General features: G+C 36.1%; 21 protein-coding genes. 14 read left to right on the forward strand and 7 right to left on the reverse strand.

All coding sequences use genetic code 11. The features are described 5' to 3' along the window. Together AC3ITD_RS20795 and AC3ITD_RS20800 are read right to left on the reverse strand one after the other, a co-directional pair. Positions 1 to 1,197: a sugar transferase gene (locus tag AC3ITD_RS20795; RefSeq protein WP_489362612.1), complete on the reverse strand. Its 1,197-nt coding sequence runs from the start codon at positions 1,195 to 1,197 to the stop codon at positions 1 to 3. Beyond that, positions 1,197 to 1,601: a response regulator gene (locus AC3ITD_RS20800; RefSeq protein WP_265797510.1), complete on the reverse strand. Its 405-nt coding sequence runs from the start codon at positions 1,599 to 1,601 to the stop codon at positions 1,197 to 1,199. Before AC3ITD_RS20800 ends, AC3ITD_RS20795 begins: the two co-directional genes overlap by 1 nt. A 544-nt stretch (positions 1,602 to 2,145) precedes the next feature. Here AC3ITD_RS20800 and AC3ITD_RS20805 point away from each other — a divergent pair. From AC3ITD_RS20805 to AC3ITD_RS20815, 3 genes are all read left to right on the forward strand, one after another. After that, complete coding sequence (locus tag AC3ITD_RS20805; protein WP_489362613.1) at positions 2,146 to 4,503, forward strand: response regulator; 2,358 nt, start codon at positions 2,146 to 2,148, stop codon at positions 4,501 to 4,503. A gap of 413 nt (positions 4,504 to 4,916) precedes the next feature. Next, positions 4,917 to 6,068: a DUF1972 domain-containing protein gene (locus AC3ITD_RS20810; protein ID WP_489362614.1), complete on the forward strand. Its 1,152-nt coding sequence runs from the start codon at positions 4,917 to 4,919 to the stop codon at positions 6,066 to 6,068. Beyond that, complete coding sequence (locus AC3ITD_RS20815; RefSeq protein WP_265797513.1) at positions 6,058 to 6,615, forward strand: serine O-acetyltransferase; 558 nt, start codon at positions 6,058 to 6,060, stop codon at positions 6,613 to 6,615. The genes AC3ITD_RS20810 and AC3ITD_RS20815 overlap by 11 nt, the downstream gene beginning before the upstream one ends. Positions 6,616 to 6,639: 24 nt before the next feature. Here the strand turns inward: AC3ITD_RS20815 and AC3ITD_RS20820 are convergent, their stop codons facing one another. After that, entirely contained in the window at positions 6,640 to 7,461 is an 822-nt protein-coding gene (locus AC3ITD_RS20820) for a sensor histidine kinase (RefSeq protein WP_489362615.1), read from the reverse strand. Positions 7,462 to 8,500: 1,039 nt separating this feature from the next. Between AC3ITD_RS20820 and AC3ITD_RS20825 the strand changes: the two genes are divergently transcribed. Further along, a complete protein-coding gene (locus AC3ITD_RS20825) occupies positions 8,501 to 9,151 on the forward strand; it encodes a response regulator (protein ID WP_265797515.1) in 651 nt (216 codons plus the stop codon). 131 nt (positions 9,152 to 9,282) lie between these two features. Continuing rightward, entirely contained in the window at positions 9,283 to 10,689 is a 1,407-nt protein-coding gene (locus AC3ITD_RS20830; RefSeq protein ID WP_489362616.1) for an exopolysaccharide biosynthesis polyprenyl glycosylphosphotransferase, read from the forward strand. Between the two features lie 322 nt (positions 10,690 to 11,011). Here the strand turns inward: AC3ITD_RS20830 and AC3ITD_RS20835 are convergent, their stop codons facing one another. The 3 genes from AC3ITD_RS20835 to AC3ITD_RS20845 all read right to left on the reverse strand — a co-directional run bounded on the left by AC3ITD_RS20835 (position 11,012) and on the right by AC3ITD_RS20845 (position 13,698). Further along, positions 11,012 to 11,335 carry a hypothetical protein gene (locus tag AC3ITD_RS20835; protein WP_489362617.1) on the reverse strand — a complete coding sequence of 108 codons (324 nt, stop codon included), beginning with the start codon at positions 11,333 to 11,335 and terminating at the stop codon, positions 11,012 to 11,014. Between the two features lie 208 nt (positions 11,336 to 11,543). Continuing rightward, positions 11,544 to 12,005 (reverse strand): OmpA family protein, encoded by a 462-nt coding sequence (locus AC3ITD_RS20840; RefSeq protein ID WP_489362618.1) that lies wholly within the window; start codon positions 12,003 to 12,005, stop codon positions 11,544 to 11,546. A 139-nt stretch (positions 12,006 to 12,144) separates the two neighbouring features. Next, entirely contained in the window at positions 12,145 to 13,698 is a 1,554-nt protein-coding gene (locus AC3ITD_RS20845; RefSeq protein ID WP_489362619.1) for a right-handed parallel beta-helix repeat-containing protein, read from the reverse strand. Between the two features lie 201 nt (positions 13,699 to 13,899). Here AC3ITD_RS20845 and AC3ITD_RS20850 point away from each other — a divergent pair, with 201 nt between their 5' ends. The 9 genes from AC3ITD_RS20850 (at position 13,900) to AC3ITD_RS20890 (ending at position 24,655) form a co-directional block, all read left to right on the forward strand. Then, positions 13,900 to 14,709 carry a polysaccharide biosynthesis/export family protein gene (locus AC3ITD_RS20850; protein WP_489362620.1) on the forward strand — a complete coding sequence of 270 codons (810 nt, stop codon included), beginning with the start codon at positions 13,900 to 13,902 and terminating at the stop codon, positions 14,707 to 14,709. Between the two features lie 6 nt (positions 14,710 to 14,715). Beyond that, on the forward strand, positions 14,716 to 17,028 hold the full coding sequence (locus AC3ITD_RS20855) for a GumC family protein (RefSeq protein WP_489362621.1): 2,313 nt from the start codon (positions 14,716 to 14,718) through the stop codon (positions 17,026 to 17,028). Between the two features lie 12 nt (positions 17,029 to 17,040). Next, a complete protein-coding gene (locus AC3ITD_RS20860; protein WP_489362622.1) occupies positions 17,041 to 18,588 on the forward strand; it encodes an MATE family efflux transporter in 1,548 nt (515 codons plus the stop codon). A 22-nt stretch (positions 18,589 to 18,610) separates the two neighbouring features. After that, positions 18,611 to 19,354: a glycosyltransferase gene (locus AC3ITD_RS20865; RefSeq protein ID WP_489362623.1), complete on the forward strand. Its 744-nt coding sequence runs from the start codon at positions 18,611 to 18,613 to the stop codon at positions 19,352 to 19,354. A gap of 77 nt (positions 19,355 to 19,431) precedes the next feature. Then, a complete protein-coding gene (locus AC3ITD_RS20870) occupies positions 19,432 to 20,658 on the forward strand; it encodes an O-antigen ligase family protein (protein ID WP_489362624.1) in 1,227 nt (408 codons plus the stop codon). 201 nt (positions 20,659 to 20,859) lie between these two features. Next, on the forward strand, positions 20,860 to 21,708 hold the full coding sequence (locus AC3ITD_RS20875) for a hypothetical protein (RefSeq protein ID WP_489362625.1): 849 nt from the start codon (positions 20,860 to 20,862) through the stop codon (positions 21,706 to 21,708). 3 nt (positions 21,709 to 21,711) lie between these two features. After that, positions 21,712 to 22,560, forward strand: coding sequence for a glycosyltransferase family 2 protein (locus AC3ITD_RS20880; protein ID WP_489362626.1), 849 nt, complete (start codon positions 21,712 to 21,714; stop codon positions 22,558 to 22,560). 2 nt (positions 22,561 to 22,562) lie between these two features. Beyond that, positions 22,563 to 23,489 (forward strand): glycosyltransferase, encoded by a 927-nt coding sequence (locus AC3ITD_RS20885; protein ID WP_265797527.1) that lies wholly within the window; start codon positions 22,563 to 22,565, stop codon positions 23,487 to 23,489. After that, positions 23,489 to 24,655 (forward strand): glycosyltransferase family 4 protein, encoded by a 1,167-nt coding sequence (locus tag AC3ITD_RS20890; protein WP_489362627.1) that lies wholly within the window; start codon positions 23,489 to 23,491, stop codon positions 24,653 to 24,655. Before AC3ITD_RS20885 ends, AC3ITD_RS20890 begins: the two co-directional genes overlap by 1 nt. A 38-nt stretch (positions 24,656 to 24,693) precedes the next feature. Here AC3ITD_RS20890 and AC3ITD_RS20895 read toward each other — a convergent pair whose 3' ends face one another. Next, positions 24,694 to 25,452, reverse strand: coding sequence for a WecB/TagA/CpsF family glycosyltransferase (locus AC3ITD_RS20895; protein WP_489362628.1), 759 nt, complete (start codon positions 25,450 to 25,452; stop codon positions 24,694 to 24,696). Positions 25,453 to 25,463 lie beyond the last annotated feature (11 nt).

Here is a 25,463-nt window from a genome sequence, read left to right on the forward strand (position 1 = left end):
TCAGACATTTTCTTTTTGAAATAATGCAGGGATAGTTTTCAAGATTAATTTGAGATCATTTGCAAAACTTTGGTTTTTCGCATAAGTATTATCCAGTAATAACCGCTCCTCTTCGCTCATATTACCCTTGCCTCTTTTTTCAACCTGCCATAGGCCAGTGATTCCTGCAGGAGCTGCAAAACGTAATACGTATTTATCTGTAGTTAGCTTTTCTGCCTCATAAAGTGGAAGTGGTCTATTGCCAACGATGCTCATATCCCCCCTAATCACATTCCAGAGCTGAGGAAGTTCATCGATGCTGGTGTTTCTTATGAAATTTCCGACTCTAGTAATTCTGGGATCATTCATGATTTTGAAGAATGCTGACTTACCCTGCTTATTTTCTCTGAAGGCTGTATCTTTTTCACACCATTGAACGCCATCTGCATATAAAGGATATTGGCATTTACCTGATGAACTGCAGTTATTGCATAAATCTACCTGAGCTGCAACATTGGTACTGTTTTGAGCATCAATGTCATATTGATTTAGGTGCTTAAGCTCTTTAATCCGAGCGTCGGCATTGACATACATTGACCTAAATTTATAGAAAGGGAAAATTTTAAAACCAGTGCCCGCCCTAGGGGAATAGTAGAATATAGGTCCTTTAGATTCTAATCTGATCAATATGGATATAATGATCAAGACAGGAGAAAGCATAATTATTGCAAGTCCCGCAAAAAAGATATCGAAACTTCGCTTAACCCAGCCAATTGGCTTAAGCCGAACCAAACTGTTATTCACGCTGGATCTAAGCGCGGTCCAGTTTGCTATGTTGAAGTTAACCCTCTTTTCAATTTTATAGCCGTCTAGAGGCAATTTGAATACATCAGTTAGCCCACCTGATAAAGCGAGTAATCTTAAATTTGCATTAAAATAATTCACAACCAAAAAGAACGGAACTTCTTCTATGTTTCTATTTCTAATTGTTTCTATCAGGGATAGACCACCAGTAGACAAGATTTCACTGTGGGATATGATTGCACGAATATCTAAAGACTCATTACTCCACTTTTCTAGCAGCCTCATTCCGTTTTCGAAACAGATGACCTCGGCACCATGGAAATTTAATTGCTGAAAATATGAATTTAAATCATCTGAAAACCCAACAATAGCCACCACGGTAATTGCTGAGTTCGTTTGAATAGCAGCATCCATTAGTTTATCCCTTTTCCAACTCTTCTCAATATCCCCTTTATTCTAGCTTCCAGTTCAGCTGGATTGAAAGGCTTTAATAGAAAATCATCTGCTCCCGCTTCCAAGCATTTGATTCTTTTGTCAGAGCTCTCCTCTCCGGAAAGAATAATGATAGGTAGAGAGTGGAAAAAATCACTCGCCTTCATCTGCTCAATTAATTCAAGGCCGCTCATATTTGGGGTGTTTAGATCAGAAATAATCAAATCAGGTAGATGACCAGACTGTAAGTGATTAAGTGCACTCATTCCGTCTGATTTGATATCGATGCGATAGTTGGTCTGAAGAATTTCCTCAAGTATCGCCTGCATAAATTCGTCATCTTCAATAACTAAAATGTGGATCTTCTGCTTATTTTGTATGCTCATCGAGGAGATTTGTAATTTATAAACATAAGGTGATGAATTCGGTAGAATGTGAACATGCTTTGGAGAGAAGTTAGTGTAATCGGGACTATAAATGAAACCAAATTATTTAAATAATTTATAATACAATAATAAGGAAATTTATAGCGAAAATAAATGATATTCTGAAAAGGAGTGAAAAATGTATGTGTAGATTGTCTGTTATTGGTAGATTTAATATGATTGTCAAAAAATCATTCGACAAAATTTGTATATGTATCATTACTTAATGTATTTTTAAGCAGTGAATTCGTTGCTTCCCTTTCAAGAAATATCAGGTTTTCGAACGGCTTATAATAACCTATAAGGTTTGGTTGCTTTTTGGATCAATATTTAAAAGAAAACACTTATCTCTGCAAATTGTAACTGGCTAGACTATTGTTAAGGAGATAAAAAAACGAGGACACTGTTGATTGAAGAATAGAGTTAATTAATGTTAGAAAGCTCCTGCTGTTTTCTGTTAACCTAGCAAAAAACTCAATCAAACATATACTATTGATATCACAATATGCATACTATTAATATATTAGAGGAATTATCTCTGGATTTAGAAAAAGAATCTCAGTCAGGACTTCATGGTCCAAGGGAGTTAATCAATGAAGGTGCCTATAGGCATTCCAAAAGCATAATGCATTATGCGCCATCTGTGTTCTTCGAATATCAGCATGATATCGAGGGTAATATTACGCTTCGATATTTAAGTCCAGAAATTAGTAATCTATTTTCAGTACACACTAATTCATCTCAGCTAAATCATTTTTACAAGAGATTGAAACAGCTCACATTGCTTTATCAACAGCAACAATCAAAGCAGGGGCTCCCCTATATTGAGTCGCAATACCCTTTGAAAGACGGAACCATGCTGTACTATAATATAGGGATAGCAAATGCAATTAATCCTCTCGATGGTCAACAGGTGTTTCTGGGCTACATAGCGGATATTAGCAAACAAAGAATGTCAGAAAAAGCCCAAGTTGATACTAATATTAAATATCGGGATACCGTTGCCACTATGGGTTTAGGGTTAATGGAACTTGATAGCAATAACGAGTTGTTATATGTAAACAGGAGTCTTGGTAATCTGGTAGGATATGAGCCCAACGCCATGAAGGGCAAGCACGTGACTGATTTCTTTGGAGAGGAGTATCTATCTGCACATTACATCGAGGGTAAAGAAAGACCCCTTAATAATTTTCAACTTGAATTTAAGGATAGGGGAGGAAATAAAAAATGGTGCGTTGTCAATCAGACCATAAACTATAATACACAAAAAGAAATCATTGGTTATATCGCAATTATCATAGATATCACAGACCATAAAGTAGAACAGCATGAGTTAATAAATGCAAAGAAGGAAGCAGAGAAGTCCGCAAGCTCAAAGGAATTGTTTCTGGCAAACATGAGTCATGAGATTCGAACACCTATGAATGCAATTATGAGCATGGCCAATGAACTATCTAAAACAGTTTTGACACCAGAACAGAAGTATTGTTTGCAAACGATCCAATCTGCATCAAAAAGTCTTCTTGTTATTATCGATGATATTTTAGATCTCTCAAAGATTGACGCAGGGCAATTAAATTTGGAATATATAGGATTTAGTTTGCAGGACTTACTTCATGAGGTGATGAAATTTGTAATGCATAAAGGTGAGAAAAAGGGACTTGCTATGATTTCCAAGGAAGTGGATCGAAGTATTGCTGGCATTCTCATCGGAGATCCTTACAGGATAAATCAGGTGATTTTGAACCTTTTGAGTAATGCAGTGAAATTCACTGAAAAAGGAAGTGTTAGTTTGGAAGCTCGGTTGTTGAGCGATGAGGGCTCTTATCAAGAAATTGAGGTGATTGTGAGTGATACGGGGATTGGGATGGACCCTGCTTTTGTAGAACATCTATTTGATAACTTTACCCAGGAATTTGAATCTGTATCCAGGAAATACGGAGGAACGGGTCTTGGAATGAGTATATCAAAGAAATTGATTGGACAAATGGGCGGTCGTTTCAACGTAGAGAGCGAAAAAGGCATTGGCTCGACCATATCATTTATACTCAAACTCGAAAAAGGATTGGAAAGTGATATTCGAAATGAAGTTCCTATATCAATCGATGAGGACTTGCTGCTTAATAGAAAAGTACTCATTGTTGATGACAATGAGATGAATAGATTGGTGGCAGCAACCATTTTGTTAAATTATGGAGCCCAGGTGATGGCTGCGGAAAGCGGCGAATCAGCAATTGAGATGACCCAAGAAGGAAATTTTGACGTTATACTCATGGATATTCAAATGCCGGTATTAAACGGGTATGAAACAACCGGCAGACTGCGTAATTTAGGATATGCAGGACCTATCATTGCCTTGACCGCGTCGGCAGTCAGTGGAGAGCGGGAGAAATGTCTGTCAGCAGGAATGGATGATTATATCACTAAACCCATTAAGGAAGATACTTTTATCTTGTTGATCGATCAGTGGATAAAAGATAGACCTTATTCTGTGGAACAGCCAATAATAGATCAGCCCTTGTACAGTCTAGAAGGGTTATTGGAGATTAGTAAAGGGCGGCAGGACTTCGTTACTAAAATGATGGAGCTATTTTGCAAACAAATGCCAATCGCTACAAGCGATTTAGCTGAGGCGCTGGCCAGAAAGGACTTTGATAATTTATCTCAGATTGCACATAAGCTCAAGTCTACTATTGACAATCTTGGAATTATTACGATTCAGCGTACCGTCAGAGATATAGAAACCTTGAGCCATTCCGACACCCCATTGGAAGAGCTTTCTGCTTTGGTAAATCTTGTTATAGATACTGTCAATAAAGTGGTTATTGAATTGAACATGGAAATCAATAGGAGAACAGCCTAAAAGCTCCCTAAGAAGAAAATATATTTGCTTTGCTTATAGTATTGATTTCACATAGATAGCCTCTTTTAGCGAATGTAGATGTATAACTTGAGTTAAATCTAGAGTTCAGAATCGAAGAGATTTATTTTAAGGATAAAAGGACTATTAATTGTATAGCCGATTATTTTCGCTCGGAAGGAACTTGTCATTTTTTTTTCTGGATGAAACTCTTTTTTGATGGATTTGGTGAGTCAGTAATCAATTCAAACTGATGGTATTTTGCCCATATCTCATTTTTCTTCATCACTGATAAAACTAGTATTTAAGGGCTATTGTTAGCAGATCGCTATCGGAGTAATTTTATTGTTGTAAAAACATCACTTATTCTTCATCATTGAATTGCTGTTTGTCAACTTAATTTAGGCCGAAAGATCATGAAAATTGCCATTGTTGGAACAAAAGGGATTCCTGATCTTTGCCGGGGATTTGAGAAAGCAGCTCAGTTTATTGCTCTTGGGCTTGTGCAAAGTGGTCATGAGGTACATGTATATTGTTCTCATAATCATTCCTTTCAGGGATCAAATTGGAAAGGGATCAAATTAATCCATATTCATGATCCTGAATACAATTTGGGTGCCATCGGCAAATTACTATACGATTTGAACTGTTATAGAAATTTAAGACATCACCAATTTGACTTGATCATGCAGTTTGGGCCCTCAAGTTCAATCTGGTCGTGGATGTTGCCGAAGCAAACCCTACTGGTTACAAATATCTATTCCTTAGAGTGGAAGCGGGGACGTTACGGCATTGTAACCTCCAAAATTCTTCAAATTGCGGAATGGTTAGCGGTGAGATATAGTCATTCGCTGATATCCGACTCGGTTTTTATAACCAAAAATTTGCAAGGCCGTTACAAAAAGGAAGTAACGCTCATTCCTCAGGGGATAGAGCCTTTCTCAGCAAGTACTGATGATAGTTTATCTGATCATCAGCTAATACCTTTCCATTATAATTTATATGTTGGAAGTTTAGATGCTGATTGTGATCTAGAGACCATATTAGATGGTGTGGTTTCCTCTGGCTCCAAGAAACCATTTGTCATTGTCGGAAATTGTTCAGGGGATTTTGCTGAAAATTTAAAACAAAAGTATAGTCATCATCGGCAAGTTAAATTCTTGGGAAGTTTTTATGAACCGGAGAGGTTGAACCAACTCAGGTACTACTCGGATCTTTATTTTTGTGGTAACCGTAGTGACGGCTCAATGCATCTGCTATTAGAGGCGATGGCTGCAGGTTGCGCAATCTGCGCACTTGATAACGAATCTAACCGTAGCATTCTTGGCGATGATGCGTTGTACTTTAGCTATTCGAGAGATGTTGCCGGACATCTTATTTCAGGAAAGGTTAAAAAGATAAATTACAAAGAGATGATCTTAAGAAATCTTGATAAAATTTATGAAAACCACAATTGGCCTACAGTGATCAACAAATATAGGCAGCATTTTGCCTCTTTATTTCCTCTAGTTAAGTTTAAAGTTAATCATGAGGAAGTTTTACCATTATACCAGATAGATGAGTGTTAATAGAAGTCATATCTTCCAGGACTGGAAGGTCAATCAAAATAACGTTAAGGGTAGGATTGTAATGGTCTGTTTTAGATGTGCAGCTTTAGTTTACCGTTATGATCTGTTAAAAATTGTTTTCTGCTGGTATATTTTGATTTACAAATTCATACTTGGTTGGATATTTAACATTGAAATTCATCCCAAGGCCATCATCGGCAGTAACTTCAAGCTGGAAAATGGATTTGGTACTGTGATTGATAAGACGACTCGAATCGGTTCGAATTGTACAATAAGCCATTTAACAACGATAGGTTGCAAAGATCTGGAAGATGGATCGACCCTAGTCTCTCCGGTGATTGGCAATCACGTCTATATTGGGGTGAATGCGATAATTATTGGGCCAGTGTACATCGGTAATCATGTTATCATTGGTGCGGGAGCAGTAGTAACCAAAAACGTAGATAGTTATAGTGTTATTGGGGGAAACCCCGCTGTAGTAATAAAAATGATCTACAAATATCCACTAGTTAAGACTTCGCTGGAATTGGAAGGAGTAGTGAAATAAAAAATAGGGCTTTATACTGGTACTTCATCCACCTTTTTTTGTCTCATCCAATTGTTGATAGAAATTGTCTGCAATTGGGAAGCTGACGGTGATCTTTGTGCCTTTATAGTTTTCAATAGTGAGCTGTCCATTGAGTCTTTTCACTCGAGAGTTCATATTTGATAAACCCATACCAACCTTACTTTTGCCCACAGGATCAAATCCTTTTCCATTATCTTTGATAATAAGGGATATTGTTTCATCATTTATATTCAGTTCCATAGATACTTTGGTGGCCTTTGAATGTTTTAATGTGTTGTGACCAATCTCTTTTGCCAACAAATAGAAATTTCTTCTGCTTTCACTCCTTATTTTCAAAAATGGAATTACTTCTGGCATTTTTGACTTAAAAATGATAGCGGAATGTTTGAAAAGCTTTGATAATTGCTCCTCCATGTAAAATATAACGCTATCAAGTTGGTCATTTTCAGTGCTTGTTGTCCATATAATGTCATTTATCTTTAACGAAATTTCCTTTATCATCTCATTTAGTTCTTTAAATTCAACTATATCGGAATGTTTTTGCGTTGCTAATTCTGCAAATAATTTGATTGCGGACAATCCTGAACCCAGCTCGTCATGTAGTTCTGCACTGATCCTTTGTCTTTCTATTTTTATGGCTTGACTCTCCAGCAAATACTCATTTTTATACCTCAAGAAAAATTTATTTTTTCTAAAAATCACTATCGTTAATAACGGAAGGAAAATAATAAGAGAAAGGATGAACGGCCAGTGGTCGTATAATATACTAAAGTTTTCTGTGTCTAGGACAAAACCAACACTATTTAATAATGCTAAAATGCTCATGTAAGTTGTAATATTAATAATACAAAAATGGATAAATTTGGTTGTATTTTTTGTCGTATTCGCCTTTGTTTCATGTCGTATTATTTCATTGCTTTCCGTTCAAATAATTCTATAATAGGTTGATTTAAAACTACATGCCTTTTTTTTGTCACTTTATTGATTACCCCTATCTTGCGGCCATTGAAGATTACAGTTAATAGAAGTATTTTTTTTCATATCACAGTTGTGACTTATTATAGTAGTATTAAATATATGAGAATTAAGCAATATAGACACATTAAACAATTTAAGTATGAGCAAAAACCGACAAAGTAAATTTTATTGATAAATGTCAATTATTTTCCTTAAGGTAATCGTTCTTTATTTTTACCGTCAATGCTACTCGCTAATAAATAATGGAAAGCAATAACCCGAAGCGTTTGCTTACAAAACTGATGCCTGTTTCAAAAAAAAACAAATAATAAATGAATAGACAGGATATGTTCTCCAATTTTTTTAGGGTAGTAATTCAACTTGGCTGTTTTGGCAATAACAATTTCAGATATTTTTTTGAAAGCCTAGGTGTCAAATGATCCGATTAAGTTATTATCCGATTGGATAATATAATTGATCAAATTTACATTAAGGTATTCTGTCTTATTGTTAGCATTTATTTCAATTTGTCCATTAGAAATAAAACGCCAAGGCGTGTAGGGAAATAACACCTGCTATTACTTTAGTTGATTTTTTTAACACAAAATGGCTCGTAAATTGTAGTATAAAACTTACTAAAGCCAAATAAACTGTGAAATTTAAAGACCCTGGGAGTTTGAGCCCAAGTAAATATTATCATTGATTGATCATTTATAAAGGATACGTGTGGCCCTAAGGGGCTATTGTTTCAAGACAAAGAAATCCATCAATTTACAAACGAAATAAATTTTTAACCTCATACTAAAGGCTCTCATGAATGTCGAAAATCGAAAATACATAGGTAAGATAAACATTACTCCTGCCTTTGTTCGTTTGAGGTTGTTGACCAATAAAAACAGATTTTAATATGATTACAATTTCTATTGTTGAAGACCACCCTTTGTATCGCGATTTGCTTGTCAGAGCAATTCAGGTCAACAAAATTTTTACTGTTAAAGGCGTTTACGCATCCGCTGAAGAAGCATTATCTAAAATACATTTAGATGAACCGGATATCGCTCTGGTAGATATAAAACTAGAGGATAAATCTGGGATTGAATTTGTTAACCAGGCCAAGTCTAAGCTAAGTTACACTCAGTTTTTGATGTGTACCAGCTACCAAAACGATGAAAATATATTCAATGCATTACAAGCTGGTGCATCCGGATACATTTTAAAAGGATCAAGTATTCAGGAAATCTATTCTGCGATTACTGAGCTTTATGAAGGTGGAGCACCAATGAGCCCGTATATTGCTAAAAAAGTAATTAGTTTGCTAAATGCTAAACACAGTAATCCTGACGCATTTGGACTATCAGAGCGGGAATTAGAAGTTCTTTCACTGCTGAGCAAGGGACTGCTCTACAAGGAGATATCTGATCAGCTCTGCATTAGTCCAAACACGGTTAAAAATCATTGTAAGAATATTTACAAACGTTTACATGTTCAAAATAAAGTAGAGGCGTTAAACAAATTCAATCAATACCGCGTAAATTCATCACTGCCGAGATTCAGTTAATTTGATTTTTCTGTTATGTAGTTGATCATCAAATGTCTAACGTTTGTTCTTCATCGAAAAATTCATAACTTTAAAAGACGTTATGTAAAACTAACCTTTATTTATTTAATATAAGTTAACGACTCCGTCATATGAAAAGCAGACATGCTTTAATCCTAATTACCTTTCTGGTGCTGTTGGATGCGCTTACAATCAATTGCTTATTTGCAGTCATTTACTTTCTGAGATTGTTAAAGTTTACATACCCCAGCGGGGGATTCAATTTATTGATTCTTATTAATATTTGTTATATGATCTCTGCATTGATTGCTAGATTATATACATTTTCAAATGTGCAAAATAGCGATACCAGGTACAAGAAAATAATATTAGCATTTTTTTTTCAAATTGTCATTTTTATTCTCGTCAGTAAACTATTCTCGTTTAAATTTTCTGTTACAGAGCCGTTATTCTATTTTTTTGCCTTAGAATTATTGTTGTTAATTTCCATTCGCTTGTTTGTAGACATTGCGGATCGTTATTTCCTGAAAATGGATTTGCATAAACGAAAAATTGCTATCATCGGTGACGATGCGCTTGGCAATCGTTTAGAAAAGTTCTTTCTACAAAATCGACTTTCGATTAGTTTCGCAGGTTCATTCAGGGATTTAAATGAAGTTGAATTAGTTGATGAGCAACCTGTTGATAAATTGCATAGTTCAATTAAGTACGCGATAGAGCATGAGTTAGATGAGGTTTACTCGACGGTTTTTCCATCACAAAGCCGGGCGCTTGACCAGGTGTTAAAATTAGCTGAGCAACATTGCGTTCGTATCAGATTCGTAACCTCGTACCTACAATATCAACGCGACCTGGAGGCTTTCAGTAAGGCAAACTATAAACTGAGTAGGTACTATGACGGTATCCCGATTCTTGTCAATAGGATGGAACCACTGACGAAACTTCGAAATAGGATACTTAAGCGCGGCTTTGACATAATTTTTAGTCTATTGGTGATAGTGTTTCTGCTCTCTTGGCTTTTTCCCTTAATAGTAATTCTGATATTATTAGAATCGAAAGGCAATCCCATTTTTAAGCAACTGCGCTCAGGAAAAGATAATGAATCTTTCTATTGCTTCAAATTCAGGAGCATGCGTCTTAATGAAGACAGCAATACCAGGCAAGCGAGTAAGGATGATCCAAGAGTAACCAAAATAGGATCTTTTATCCGTAAGACTAGTATCGATGAGTTACCTCAGTTTTTCAATGTGCTATTTGGACAAATGAGTGTTGTCGGACCAAGGCCTCATATGGTAAAGCACACTGAACAGTATCGTTACACGATCGATGGTTACATGACGCGTCATTTCTTGAAACCAGGTATTACAGGACAGGCACAGGTAAACGGTTTCCGCGGTCAGACCAAGGAGGAATCACAAATGTTAGGGCGTGTAGCGCATGATATATCCTACATGGAGAGCTGGAGTTTGCTAAAAGATGTTAAAATTATATTTAAGACAATAACCAATGCAGTGAGTGGAGAAGAAAATGCCTTCTGATCTGATTATTTATAACTAAGAACCCTGTGTTTAAGCATCAAGTATTTACATTGTATTGCTTTTTTGGAGGTTAATACTTCATCAGCATCAACTTTATATCCATCAGCTTCAAATTAGTTTTTAATCGATTGTTGATCAGAATTGTTGCGACAACTTTCAAGGGTTTCTGGATCTATTCTTAGGGCATCTTTTAACTCTTTGCTTGCAATACAAGCCGATATCAAATGTGTAAAAATCAGTATCATTCAATCGTGCAGACAAGGAATAAGATGGAATTAGTTGATTACCAGCCTTAGGGAGAAATAAAATTCCAATAAGTCAATTATAAAACATGTCTTTTGCTGGGGTCAATATTTAGTTTTAAGTCGCTAACTGTTATTGGCGCCTGGGCTGTAATAATTTCGAAGTTTCTATCTGGCGGGTTATTATGAATCCCAATTTCATTTAACGCAGCGATTGCTAAAAGCTCAATATCACTACAGGTCAGTTCTGAATAGTGCACATAAGTTCCTTGGGGTAGATCCTTCCACTCGTTTCCAACATTAATTACGCGATAAATTTTTCGGTTGTACAACGCGGTGTTTAGTTGACTTTGTTTTTCTGCATTAGTATTATTAATAGCGATGCAAAGAATAAATTGGGACATATCGATTCATTTGTAGCTTGCTAAATGCTCGCTAAGCAAATGTATTAATACTAATACAGAAAGTAAAAACTAATATTATAAAACTACTCTTATTTATTTGGTGTGAACGAATTCTTACATAAAAAAGAAGTTTTTAGGTTTTTATTTTAAGGCAAAGGAATTAGTTATGGGAAAAGATAGACTGTCTTCCCATAACTAATAAGCGATGCTAACCGGCAATTTTCTTTAAATCAATTTCTACTCTTCTGTTTTTTTGTCGACCAGTAGCGGTTTTGTTTGAAGCTATTGGAAGTGTGCTGCCAAAAGGAGTGGTTATAATTCTATTTTCCTTAACACCTTTGGAAATCAGGTATTTTTTTACGTTGATAGCTCTTGTATCAGAAAGAACCCAATTATATTTGTATGCGCCGATCCCATCTGCATGGCCCTTTAAAGAAACAGCATAATCCCCGTCAATTACTGCTTTTGCTAGCTGATCTAATTTCTGATAATAAGCATTTCTAACTGCTGGTCCATCGAAATCGTACTCCAGGTTTTTAGTAAGCTCAGAAATTGCTACGGCTTTTGCTGCCTTAGTCGTATTTTTTGTTTTTGTCTCGTGGTCTCCGTTCGCCTTAACGTTTAAGAAAATGAACAAAACGGCAAGTTGGATAATGATTTTTGTTTTCATAGCATTTGAATTAAAAGTTTATAAATCGAATGCTAATTTATACAATGATTATCAGAATGTTATGATGTAAAACTTTAGGTTGTATAACTGTAAAACGAGCTAGAGAAATTATGTATAAAAATACTTTAAGTTGTGAAACTTATTGCGAAAAAGTGTTATTGGAAAGCTTAATGTCTTTAAACCCACCTAAATCTACACGTCCACCTTTAACATCGCTATTTCTAAGTACTACGGAAATTGGTCTTCCTCCAAGAGCAGTAAATGCATTGACGGGAACTTTACTGCTGTTTTTCACATTATTTGCCCGTACAGTTAATTGATCAATACTGGCTCTGTCGGTACGAATTACAAAACCAAAATCCACTCCGGCTCCACCATTTGAAGAGGATGTAAAGGTTATGGTATCTCGTAATGACTTTATAACTTGATCAGCAACACCAGGTCGAAAGTGGGTGTAAGAAAATAGTGCAAATCGATCCCGTTGATTTGGCTTGTTAAACGTGTAATGATTCGCTCTTAAATCAATAATATACTTTCTTGCTCCAGATTCAATACTTATTGCTTTATCGTCGATGTTCTGAAATGAATTTTTATAAATTAGTACATGTGATTCATAGTCGCCAAAAATATGGACACCGATTTTAGATTCTTTAATATTATTATTTTCTACTCTAGCTAATGGAAGTTTGTCTGAAGGTTTAGTGAAGGTATAGTTAAGAATCACAGCTGTTGAATTAGGATTTGCAAATATTTTGTTTTCCTTAACAATGGAACCATAGTTGCCCCTAACTTCAATTGCATAAATTTGGCTATCACTAATGGTATTATTTAGGACAGAAGAATTTATTCCAACTGCAGATAGTGCTATCCCGTCTATTGCTTGCTTGCTATCCTTTCCTGTGCCAGTAATAAGATTTCCCTCAATAATACTACCATCAGTATTTCCCCAATCTTCAATGCCCATTCGCCCAGCATCGAAAATCTTGTTATTTAGGATTCGACATCCCACGATTAAATCTGTTTTATGATTACCGCTAGCGCTCAATGCATTTGAATATGATTTGTTTAATACATTGTTTTTTACAAGTGTACCATCGGCTCCATTTTCTGCATATCGTATACCTAATGTGTTTATTTCGTTACTTTGGATGGTGTTTCCATGCGCCTCAGAGCCAGATACCCACACCGCTTCTTGGCCTAAGGTTTGATAACTTAAATGAAAATCAAAGAAGCACGATTCTACATTGAATGTCTTGCAATTGAGTAAAAAAATACAGGCATTGTTCCATTCTCGGTATGAATAGCTGCTTTCTGATTGTCTGAAAGTGATTTGTTGGATAGTTGTGTTATTTGCACGTTCGGCAAATATGTATCTTCCGAACTCCAAAAGTGTGCCAGTCATGTCTTTTCCGCCTTTGATAATGGTGCCTTTTTCACCTATTAGCTTTGTATTAGATTTAATATTTAGCGTATTACTAATAGTATAGACACCGGCTTTTAAATAAATAATAGATGAGGTATCTAAAAGTTTCTGCAAGTCTTGGGTCACATCTGTTAGTCCATTGGATTCTATGCCGTATGTGCTGAACTTTAAATGATCATCGAGCCTATTTTGAGTTTGCACAATTAATGAATTTTTTGTGCATGAAAGAAATGCTAACGATGCTATTGCTAGAAATTTGAAACTATTCATCTTGTTTTTTTTGGGTTTGACATCGGGTCGGTTTTAAATTAAATGAATTTATTCATTTTTTTTTCTCTGCTAAAACCGTAGCGATAAAAAAAACGTATAGATATATTAGACAGAGTCATGTCCCGGATGACGAGTTTTATATTCAAGTATAAAATGCTGTATAACTGTCTGTTTACAATGTAGTTAATAAAATTTATTTTTATGATCAAAATTTTTGATTTTTTCCCGAAAAGGGATTTTTATGGCTTTTTTGCTGTGATTGGTTTATTAGCCCTAATCAGTTCTTGTGCGGCTAATAAGAATACGGTCTATTTCAGCAATCAGCAGGACGCCATACTAGAAGCTAATAATCTTCCCAGTAAAAATGTAATTCAGGCAAATGATATCTTAAGCATCGCGGTTACCAGTTTGAACCCAGCTGCGACAGAAGTGTTTAATAAACCTAATAATGCTTATGTGAGTACCAGTAGTGTTACGGGAGCGAACCTGCAGTCGCCAGGGTATTTAGTTGGTGAGGATGGGAAAATACAGTTTCCGGTGCTTGGACCGATGAAGATCTCAGGCATGACAACTGCGCAACTCCGAGAAAAAATTACAGCTGATCTTCTGAGTAAAAAGCTGCTTGTTGATCCTATCGTAATAGTGAGACAGTTGAATTTCAGGGTCTCTGTATTAGGAGAGGTTGGTCATCCATCTGTGGTGAATGTTCCTAATGAGAAGATATCTCTTCTTGAGGCACTCGGTTTGGCCGGTGATATAACAATTTACGGTAGAAAGGAAAATGTGATGGTCATTAGGGAAGAGGATGGTGTTAAGAAAATTAAACGGCTTAATTTAAATTCAAGTGAAATATTCACCTCAGATTACTATTATTTAAAGTCGAACGATATCGTTTATGTCGAGGCAAATAAAGCGAAAGCTGCCAGTTCTACGCGAAGTTCTACGCTAATTCCAATATTATTGAGCGCATTGTCATTCGGAGCCATAATTATAGATCGCATATTTAGATAGAATTGTATGAAAATTATAGGAAAATCAGAAGAGATTAAACCCACAGGTCAATCAAGAGGATTTATGATCTTCAGATTGCTACCCTATTGGCCAATGTTTCTATTGCTATTCATTATTGCGATAACAGGCTCATTTATCTACCTCCAGATTACCCCGTCAGTCTACCAGGCTAATGCTCGGATTCAGATTAATGAACGGGAAGGTGCTGCGGATAACAAGTCAGAAGATAAAGTTATTTCAGGGTTGACAACTAAGCAAACTGTTGATAATGAGCGTGAAGTGATTGCATCAAGTCCCATTGTTTATAAGGTGGTAGAAAATTTGGGCCTATACACGACAATTTTTCAAAAAAGAGGAATTGCTAGGGTTGTGCTTTATAAAAATGCACCTCTGAAAATAATGGTTAAGGATCCAAATGCATTAACACCACTTGAACGGACTGAGTTCAGGATTGTAGGAGAAAGGGTTGTGATAAATGAGAAGAATTACCCATTTGATAGGTGGTTGAGGATGCCTTATGGAACGATTATGTTTAGGCTGAACCCAGCTTATAAAAATGATCTGGAGGGTGAATACAGCTTTGCCCTAACACATCCTAAAAAGATTGTTTCGTCGATCCAGGAAAATATTAAAATTGAAGAAGCCAATAAATTATCTACAATATTGGACGTTTCTCTCTCAGATATCGATCCTAAAAGGAGCGAAGATATTTTAAATGATATGCTGAATGTTTATAGCGCTTCGATGGTAGATCAGCATAATTTGCTTGCAGCCAACACTCAAGAGTTTATTGATAAAAGATTAATGTCAGTAGAAAAGGAGTTGTTGGATATCGAGACAAAATTACAAAACTATAGAGTTCAAAATAGCGCAATTGATGTTGGGGTTCAAGGTAAATTATATTTGGAGAACGTAAGTGTTAATGACCAGAAGGTTGGGGAAATCAATATGCAACTTTCTGTGCTTAATCAGGTAGAAAATTATGTAAAGTCAAGAGATTTAACAGGGGGGATCGTACCCTCTACTGCAGGGATTAATGATCCTGGATTATCTCAAATGGTGAAAGATATTTACGAACTTCAGTTGAATGCAGAGGGTTTAAGGAAAACAACTGGAGAGAACAATCCAATGGTGGTGTCTTTTGTGGATCAGATCAATAAAATAAAACCACAGATTTTGCAAAATTTGCGCAATCAAAGAAATAGCTTGACGGCAAGTCGTAACAATTTAGCAGGAACAACCGGTAATTACTCTTCTGCTTTAAAATCGATGCCTCAGACAGAGCGGACATTGGTGGATATGAATCGTCAGCAGCAAATTAAAAACGGTATCTACACATTTTTGCTTCAGAAGAAAGAAGAGACTGCTTTATCTTATATCGTTAATGGTTCAGATAGCAAAATAGTGAGTGCTGCGGAATCCTCTGGCCTTCCTGTGAGTCCGAAAAAGAAAATGATTTATTTGGCATCTCTTTTTGGTGCAGGGATTTTAGGTATCGCTTTTATTTCGGTTAAAGAAGGACTGCGTAGAAATGTGATGTTTCAACGAGACATTGCTGCGTTGACAAGCTTGCCAATTATCGCCGAGATTAGCATTAATATTGGCAAAAATAATATCGTAATTGGTTCTCAGCAACGTACCTTGATTGCCGAGCAGTTCAGGAGTTTGAGAACAACGCTTCATTTTCTCGGAATTGGTAAAAAAAATAAGCGCGTAATGGTTACCTCTGCAATATCAGGTGAAGGGAAAAGTTTCGTAGCGTCCAACCTTGCAGTGACCTTAGCTATGACAGGAAAAAAAGTAGCCCTCCTGGATTTTGACCTAAATCACCCGACGCTTCACCGGAAACTAAATATGAAACAGAATTTAGGGATCTCTGAATATTTAGAAGGTTCAGCCTTGGCTGAAGATATTATTCAGCCATCACCGATTAATGAAAATCTTTCTATCTTATTAACCGGTAGACTTCCTGCAGATCCTGCAGAATTGATTCTCAATGGCCGCGCAGAGCAATTATTGGACTACCTCGATGAGCATTATGATTTTATTATTGTTGATGTGCCTCCCGTTGGCCCGGTATCTGATGCTTACATTTTAGCTCCGCTTTGTGATGCCACACTTTTTGTAGTTAGACATGCTTACACCCCTAAGGTATTTGTGGAACGTTTGGATGAAAATATTAAGTTAAATAACCTTCCCAACCCCGCGATTGTCTTTAATGGTGTAGCACGCAGAGGCTATGGAAAAAATAATTACGGGTATGGATACGGAACAGGAATGGTGTACGGTGAGGTTTATACCCAAAAATTAATTGATTAATAATAAGCGCTCGTGAATAAAGAATTATTAAAATGGAACTTTATTTTTCAATATGGCTATGTGATAACCAATATTTTCAATGCCTTGATTCTATTGCCTTTATATCTGCATAAAATTGATTCTGCTACTTTAGGTCTTTGGCTGGCTACCGGGAACATATTGGCTTGGATGACACTAGCCGATCCTGGTGTAGGCGATGTTTTGCAACAGAAAATTGCACTCTTGCGCGGACAAAAAAACAATGAGGAAATAAATAAGACCATTGGCTCTGGAATTATCACATCGATGTTTATTCTATTGTTTTCTATTCTTGCCGGAATTCTATTTTATTTTCTGATCGGGAAAATTATTAACAAAGATGTTTCTCAATACGAAGGACTACAGGTTGCCCTGTTAATTTCAATCGTGGCTACAGGCATGTCCTTAGTATCATTTAGTCTCTCTGGAATCAATCAGGGTCTTCAGAACTCCGCTCAGGTTGCCATCAGTTCGTTGTCAGCTAACTTTGTATTTTTGTTTGCAAATGTCATACTACTTTATTTGGGTTATGGTGTTATATCCATCGCATTTGCAAATCTTTGTCGGTCTTTCTACATTAACATTTACAATATTATATCTTTAAAGAAGCAGTTGAAGCGAGACTTGTTAGTGATTTCCTATAATATTGCACACCTCAAGCAATTTGTCAAGATCTTTTCTTTTACATCATTCTCTAGAATTATTGGAGGATTTTCTGCGAGTCTAGATATGTTGGTTTTAGCAAGGTTTATTGCGCCATCGATGATCACTATCTTTGAAATAAATAAGCGGCCAATTTCTATGAGTCAATCACTTGTTGGTCGTCATTCAGTAGCACTAATGCCACTCATATCCCACGAAAATGGCAAAGGCAACCATCAAGGAATAAAAAAATTAATTTATACGCAGTTCAAATATTATTCCTTTGCAGCAATTTTCATTGGATTTGGGTTTCTTTTTAACTACGGTAATTTAATTATTCTGTGGACAGGTGAAGGCAAATATGCAGGAAGTCTGGTAGTGAATTTGCTGATCGCTACTTTTTTCTTCACACTTATTGGATATTTTATGTCAAACATGGCTTATGCTCTCGGTGATATCAAGATGAATAGTTTCATCGTGATTTGCAAAGGCGTGGTGATGGGTGTACTTTATTATTTCGCAGGGAAATTTTATGGGTTAATTGGATTGTTGAGCGTGATGGTCGGAATTAGTTTTACGTTTGATTTTATTTTCTTTAGCCATCGCCTTAACAAACTTGGTTATCTGGATTGGGATTTCGTTAAAGCGATGCTCAAAAAATGGTTCGTAATAATTGCTTTTGCAGGAGTTTTCGGTTCAGTTCTCTATTACGGTTTTTCGTTAGTTATACCCGTAAATATGAGAATTATCAGCATTCTTTTGAATGGCTTCTGTTTTACCGCTCTTTTTGTGATTTTAATTTTAAAAATAGATAGGGAATTCAAAGAAGCGATCCAAGATAGAGTTTCAACATTTTTTTCAAAACAACAAGTAAAAAAAGCACTTTCAAACAAATCTTAACAATATGGCTAAATTTGTTATAATGCTACGCGTCAAGGACGGTATCTTCTTCGCCCAGGAATGGCTGGAATGTTTCGAGAACATCGCAGACGAAATTGTGGTACTGGATAATGGATCTACGGATGGAACATATGAAATTCTGAAAGCTCATCCCAAGGTTGTAGATATCATCAGAACGGAGGGATATAATGAGGGAAGAGATAAAAACCTACTCTATGATCATGTTCGTCTCCGCAAACCTGACTGGTGTTTATGGATAGATATTGACGAAATTTTTGAGCCACACCTTACGCGAGCACATTTCGACAAACTTATGCGTAGCAAATTCATTAACAAGTATGCCTTTAGGAGGTTTCATTTTATAGATAGGAAACATTTCGCGGGTTCGTGGTATAGATTGAACTATTCTGCCGGTCATGATAGACTGATGTGGCGCGAGAATCCAAAAGGTTATTTTCAGGATCTAATCATCGATTCTCCAAACGTAAAGGGAATCAGTGGGTTAAAAAGAAATACTGATTTTCGTTTGAAACATTTAGGGTACATCAATAAAGAATTGGTTGACAAAAAAGCAGAGATTTATCGTGCCATTATTCCTGAAAAAGAAGATATATTTCAAAGTATGTATCTTAAAGGTGAACGCCCGATCCGCTGGGATGATGAAAGAGGTAGCGTGAGAACGGTAATGCTTAATCAGTTATTGAATGCATTACAGGTAACACATATCTTTCCTAAAGTTATTAGAAGAGTTAAGCGAATATTTTAATGAGTGCTGTCATCAGAATATCCAAATATGAATTTGATGTAAAAGAAATTTTATTGCTTTTTTTTACATATTTCTTGATGGAAAATACTTTTTCATGGTTAGTTCTACCTAATTCAAGTATTATTCTGATGTATGAAAAAGTTTTAAGTCTTGTTATTTTTGCCTTTCTGCTTTTTAAGTTTAGAAGTCTAATGCTCGATGAGCAAGTATACCTCGGTTTAATGTTCTTTGTTGTCATTAAACTCATATTCGAGTCTATGCTCGATTACGGGACCATATTTCAGCAGCTTACTCTTTTCACTATCTTGTTTCCTGTAGCGTTTATTGTTTTTATCAAAGCGATTTCCAGAACACTTGATCTGGACGTTCTTGAAATCGTTGCCCAGTTTTATATAGTGCTTTACGTGGTATTCATGGCTGTGTATGGGCGTGATTTTTCATTTAGCTTGGAAGCTGTAACAATGGATGATTACGGACCTTTTTCTGGTGATAGCAGAATCATTCATGCACGTTCGATCTTTATGCTGATTATACCCTTGCTTTGGTACTTTAATCAGTTTCTGGTAAAGGGAAAAAAAACTTCGTTATTGCTTTTTGTTTTTTGCATCATTGCTATTGTCATTCATCAGCATCGGTCAGTCTGGGCAAGCAGCCTCTTCGGGATGGGTATTTATTTATTTATGGCATTACGAAATGGAATAATTTCAATCCCAAAAGTGACAAGAATTTTTCTTGTGGCCATCATTGTCCTTGGCCTAACAACTTTCGTTATTTCCAATATATCGCCCGGTTTGATTGATTTTTTTGGTGAAAGATTCAGTGAAATACTCGATCCGGCCCGTGAAGATGGTACCGGTAAATTTAGAGCCGACCAAAGGCGGGTTTATTTTCCAATGGTTTTAGAAAAACCAGTTTTTGGTTTGACCTTCGAGGGATTCGAAATGAAAAATCCGCTTGTAGATTGGTGGCCCGCTAAGAGTGGACAACATTTTCATGAAGGCTATATGGAAATGCTGTTTTATCATGGTTTCTTTGGATTATTATTAAAATATTTTTACTTGCTTTATTTGGCTGTTTATGCTTTTTCAAAAAAACTCAGTGAAAAGGCAATCATATTGATTGCGTTTTCGCTAGCTGGGTTAATATTTTCATTTAGTTACGTGCTTCCATTGGTTTTCTGGGGAAATGTTGGACTGTGTCTCTATTATCTAAGTAAATGTAGAGAAGACAAATTTTCAGAAAATCGAGCTAAAAGGCCTATCAATATTGATATTCAACAACATCAAAAATACTTAACTGATTAAATTATGGATTATATATGCACCTGGATATGTACAGATGCCGTTGGCGAAGAGAGCATTTATCCACAGACAGGAGAAAAATCATCCGGAAAGCGCCATCAAGATATTTATTGGAGATGCATTTTGTTATTTTTTGCAACCAGTAAAAGGTTTAACAAGTCGCAAAAACATGTGCTCTTTAGCAATACTAAAGTCATTCCGCAATTGGATGGTAGAGAAGTCTTAAAAGCATTATCTGATCTCGATGTGGAAATTATTTATACTGAATTTAAATATAAAACACCGAAAGGTTACTTTAACATGTTTCAGAATCAATTTTATGAATTTTCGATTCTCGAATACATTGTAGAAAATAATAAAAATCCAGCGGATCAATATTTAATATTGGATTCTGACTGCATATTCACTAAAGGAGTTGAATCCCTGTTTTCTCATGCTAAGCCAGATGGATTTGTTTCCTTTGAGGATGGGTGTACGACCGATTTGGTGATTCACGGGCTGAGCAGGAAAGATATGAAATTGCTCTATGAAGATTTGCTTGGAGAGCAAATAGACCATATTCCAGGTTATCATCTAGGTGAATTTTTTTTAGCAAGTGTTAGGAATATTAATACAATTTTTTCTGATTTTCAGCAGCTTTGGCCTGAACTCCTAAGAAGGCATCGAGAAAATCTTCCGAAATTCAATGAAGAAGCACAAACACTCAGTTATCTTTATTTTAAGAATAATTTCAAAGCAAGTGAAGATAAAACCTTTTTGAAACGAATCTGGACAAACCCGGTATTTTACAGAAATGTTGAAAAGACAGATCTTGATGTAGCGATTTGGCACTTACCCGCTGAAAAGACCTATGGCTTATCTGCACTTTATCAAGATCTTATTCTTAAAGAATCACAGTATGGTTTGGGCATCTCAAATGATTCATATCTGGGAAAAGTAAAAACTTTACTGGGCATTCCAGAACTTAATACTTTATCTTTTCTCAGGTACTATTTGTTCAGTTATTACAGGGCGGTATCAAAGCGGTTAAAAAAACATACACAAGCAAGTTAACATATGGAAATAGCTGTATTGCTAGCAACTTTCAACAGAAAGCAAAAGACATTAATCTGTTTGGAAAATCTTTTTGCACAGAAATCATTGCATGGGGTGAACATTAATGTGTTTTTAACTGACGACAATTCATCTGATGGGACTGCTCAGGCAATTGCTTATGCTTATCCGCAGGTGAATCTGCTTAAAGGTTCTGGGGCCTTATTCTGGGCCGGAGGTATGAGGAACTCATGGGCGAAAGCACTGGAAAGTAATCCTGATTTCTATCTTTTGTTAAATGATGATACTGTAATAAATGACGATTGTATTTCCAATTTATTAAAGTATCATCGTGTTGAAAGAAGGTCAAAAGAAGCCATCGTGATCGGCAGCACAATTGATCTTCTAAAGCAGGTGATTTCTTACGGAGGACATAAGCTCCGTGATCCTAAAAAGGTTTCCTATGATAATATTTTTAGTGAAACGGAGTATTGTCAATGTGATTTGGCTAATGCTAATATAATGCTGGTTCCAAGACAAATTGTCGAAAAAATTGGAATTCTTTCAGATAAATTCACTCACAGCATAGCAGATTTTGATTATACCTTGAGGGCTAAAAAGTCCGGCTTTGATGTAGTTGTCGTGCCTGGCATTCAGGGGCTTTGCACAGATGATAACTTAAATGAACAAGGGAAAATAAAAAGAAATTTCAGGCAAAGAATTAGGTTTCTTAAGAGCCCCAAGGGCCTGGCTTACACCGAATACATGGGTTTTATCAATACTCATTTTCCATCACATAAAACAGCAGTTTTATTTAAATTATGGTTTAGGACCATTTTCCCGGAGTTCTGGCAAAAATTAAAGAAAGTATAAGTATGAAAAGTTCAATTATTATCGGGGTGTTTTGCTACAATCGGGTTAGCAAATTGAAGAGCTGTATTGATGCGCTGTTAAAAAATCCAGAATGTGAAAGCATGGATATTATTTTTTTTAGCGATGGGCCAAAACGTGAAAGCGATGTGGCTCCAATTGATGAGGTGAGAGCTTACATCGATAGTTTGACAGGGTTTAAATCAATAATAAAGCACTACCGAGACCGAAATTTAAGCACTGGCCCCAATTTTAGAACTGGGTTAACATATTTGTCAGAAAATTATGAGAAATTCATTATCGTAGAAGACGACCTAATTGTCAGCCCTAACTACATCAAATTTTTAACTGATGCACTTAAGTTCTATCAGGAGGATAAATCAGTGTTTTGTGTGACTGCTTATGTTTTTCCTATCAAGACTCGAGGCTATGATTATGATTCAATTGTTTATAAACGTTTTTGTTCATATGGATGGGGAGGATGGGGAGATCGTTTTACTAATGTGATATGGGAGGAGGCTGAACTCGCTAAATTAATCAATACCTCACCAGGCTTCAAACGAAGATTAAACGCTGAGGGACATGATTTAATGCGAATGCTGAAAAAACAAATAAGTGGTGAAATATCGACCTGGGACATTCAAATGCAGACACATGTGGCTGAAAATCGGTTGAAGGTTATTTATCCAACTCTTTCTAAGGTGAGTAATATTGGGTTCGATGAACAGTCGACAAATACCTCAGGAATTAATTACCTGATAACCCCAATCGACGATGGCACACAAAGAAAATTTAGTTTTGTTCCTGCCGATTTAGTTTTGCCAGAATTGGAATCTCAAATAAAAGCGCCTTATGCCTTTGGAACACTTGTTGTGAGAAAATTGCGAAATGATTTTTTAAAGCTTACAAACGGTATTAAAAAGGCGAATTAATGAAAATCATTTTTGTTCATACCTTTTATAAGGTTCCTGGAGGAGAGGATACTGTTGTTAAGAATGAGATGGAACTATTGCGCAGAAATGGCCACCAGGTAGACTTAGTTGAGTTTAAAAATGAGGGCAATACTCTTGCTAAAATCTTATTTTCTCCTTTCAATTTCTTTTCTTATTTGATAATCAAGGAAAAAATAAAAAGTATAAGGCCTGATCTGATTCACATACACAATCTACACTTTGCAGCATCTACCTCAGTTATTCATGGTGCTCACAAAATGGGAGTGCCTATTGTGGCTACCTTGCACAATTACCGTTTTCTGTGTCCTTCTGGAACATTATATTTTGACGGAGAACTTTTTCTGGATTCGTTGAAAACAAAAGTCCCGTGGAAAGCAATAAAGTTAGGCGTTTATCGCAACTCAAGACTCCTGACGTTCTTATTGGGTGCATCTAATTATCTTCAACATAAAATTAAAACCTTTGATAAAATCAGTAAGTTCATTGTTCTCGGAGAACATTCCAAATCCCTTTTCCTCAATTCTCATTTTAAAAATTATCATCAAAAATTCGTAGTAAAACCGAATTTTTCGCCTTCAACTAGCACTGCTGTAGTTGAAGAAGGATCATATTTTCTGTTTGTCGGCCGTTTAAGTAAGGAAAAAGGTGTCGAAACATTATTGAAGGCATTTTCCGCGACTTCGATAAAGCTAAGGATAATCGGCTCGGGCGAATTTTCAGACGAGGTAATTTCCCAGTGTTCCATTCATAAAAATATCACATATTTGGGACAGCAACCCCAGCATGTGGTTAAAGAGCAACTCAATGGTGCGTTGGCACTAGTATTTCCATCGCAATGGTATGAGACATTTGGAATGGTTCTGATTGAAGCCTACTCCAGATCTGTTCCCGTGATTGCATCAGATCTTGGTAATATCAAAACAATAGTTGAGGATGGAAAAACAGGATTGACTTTCGAGCCAGGGAATGCGCAGGATTTGTTGAAAAAGGTTACGTGTTACAATAATCTTCCAACTACTATCAAAGCAGAATATAGGTATAATGCCAGAAAGGCTTACGAGAAGGCCAACACGCCAGAAATCAATTACAATTTGCTCATCGCTATTTACAAGGACGCGATAAGCAACCACTCATCACAGTTATAGTTCTTAAGATTTATTTCGAAATACATATGTTGTATTGACTATTTCGACAATACTTTATGATATTTCCTGTATAACTTTAGTTTTATTATATAGAACATATAGATAGGTCCATAATAGATATATCGTTTCCACATTCTTGAGGGATTACTCAGCAGTCTGCCCATCCATTCCATCTTATTCCGAACTAATCGTTCATTTGGCCGTTTAATAGTCTCGGAATAAAAATCAAATACAGCTCCAATGGAACATATTGCTTTAGCGTGTATCTGGTCCTTGCATAATTGAGACCATTTTTCCTGTTTTGGAGCAGTCAATCCAATGAAAAGTACGTCGGGAGCAAATAAGTTCACCGCTTTAATCATCGCTCGATTGTCCTCCATACTAAATATAGCCTTAAAAGGGGGAGAATAATACTCCACCTTAATTTTTGGAAATTCTAATGAGACCTTATTTTTTATCTTCTGTAAAGTACTTTCGCTTGAACCAAGATAAAAGCAACGGCCTCCCTTCTCATTCAGGGTTTTAAGCATATGTTGATGAAGATCAGTACCTGAGATCTTTTTGATTTTTTTTCCAGAAAGAATTCGTTCAGCAAGAACAACTCCATCACCATCAGGGAGCAGTATGTCTGAGCTAGTTAACGCCTCTTTAAATTCGGGATCTTCCTCTGCCATGCAGTAAGAATACTGATTAATTGTATTAATAACAATCTTGGAGTTTAACGAAAGTTCTGCCAGTTCTCCAGTATAGAGATCATAGTTGATACCAGTTTCGTTTAAATTGAAAAAATTTCCCATAGCGATTCTAA

The sequence above is a fragment of the Pedobacter sp. KH_004 genome (assembly GCF_057840755.1).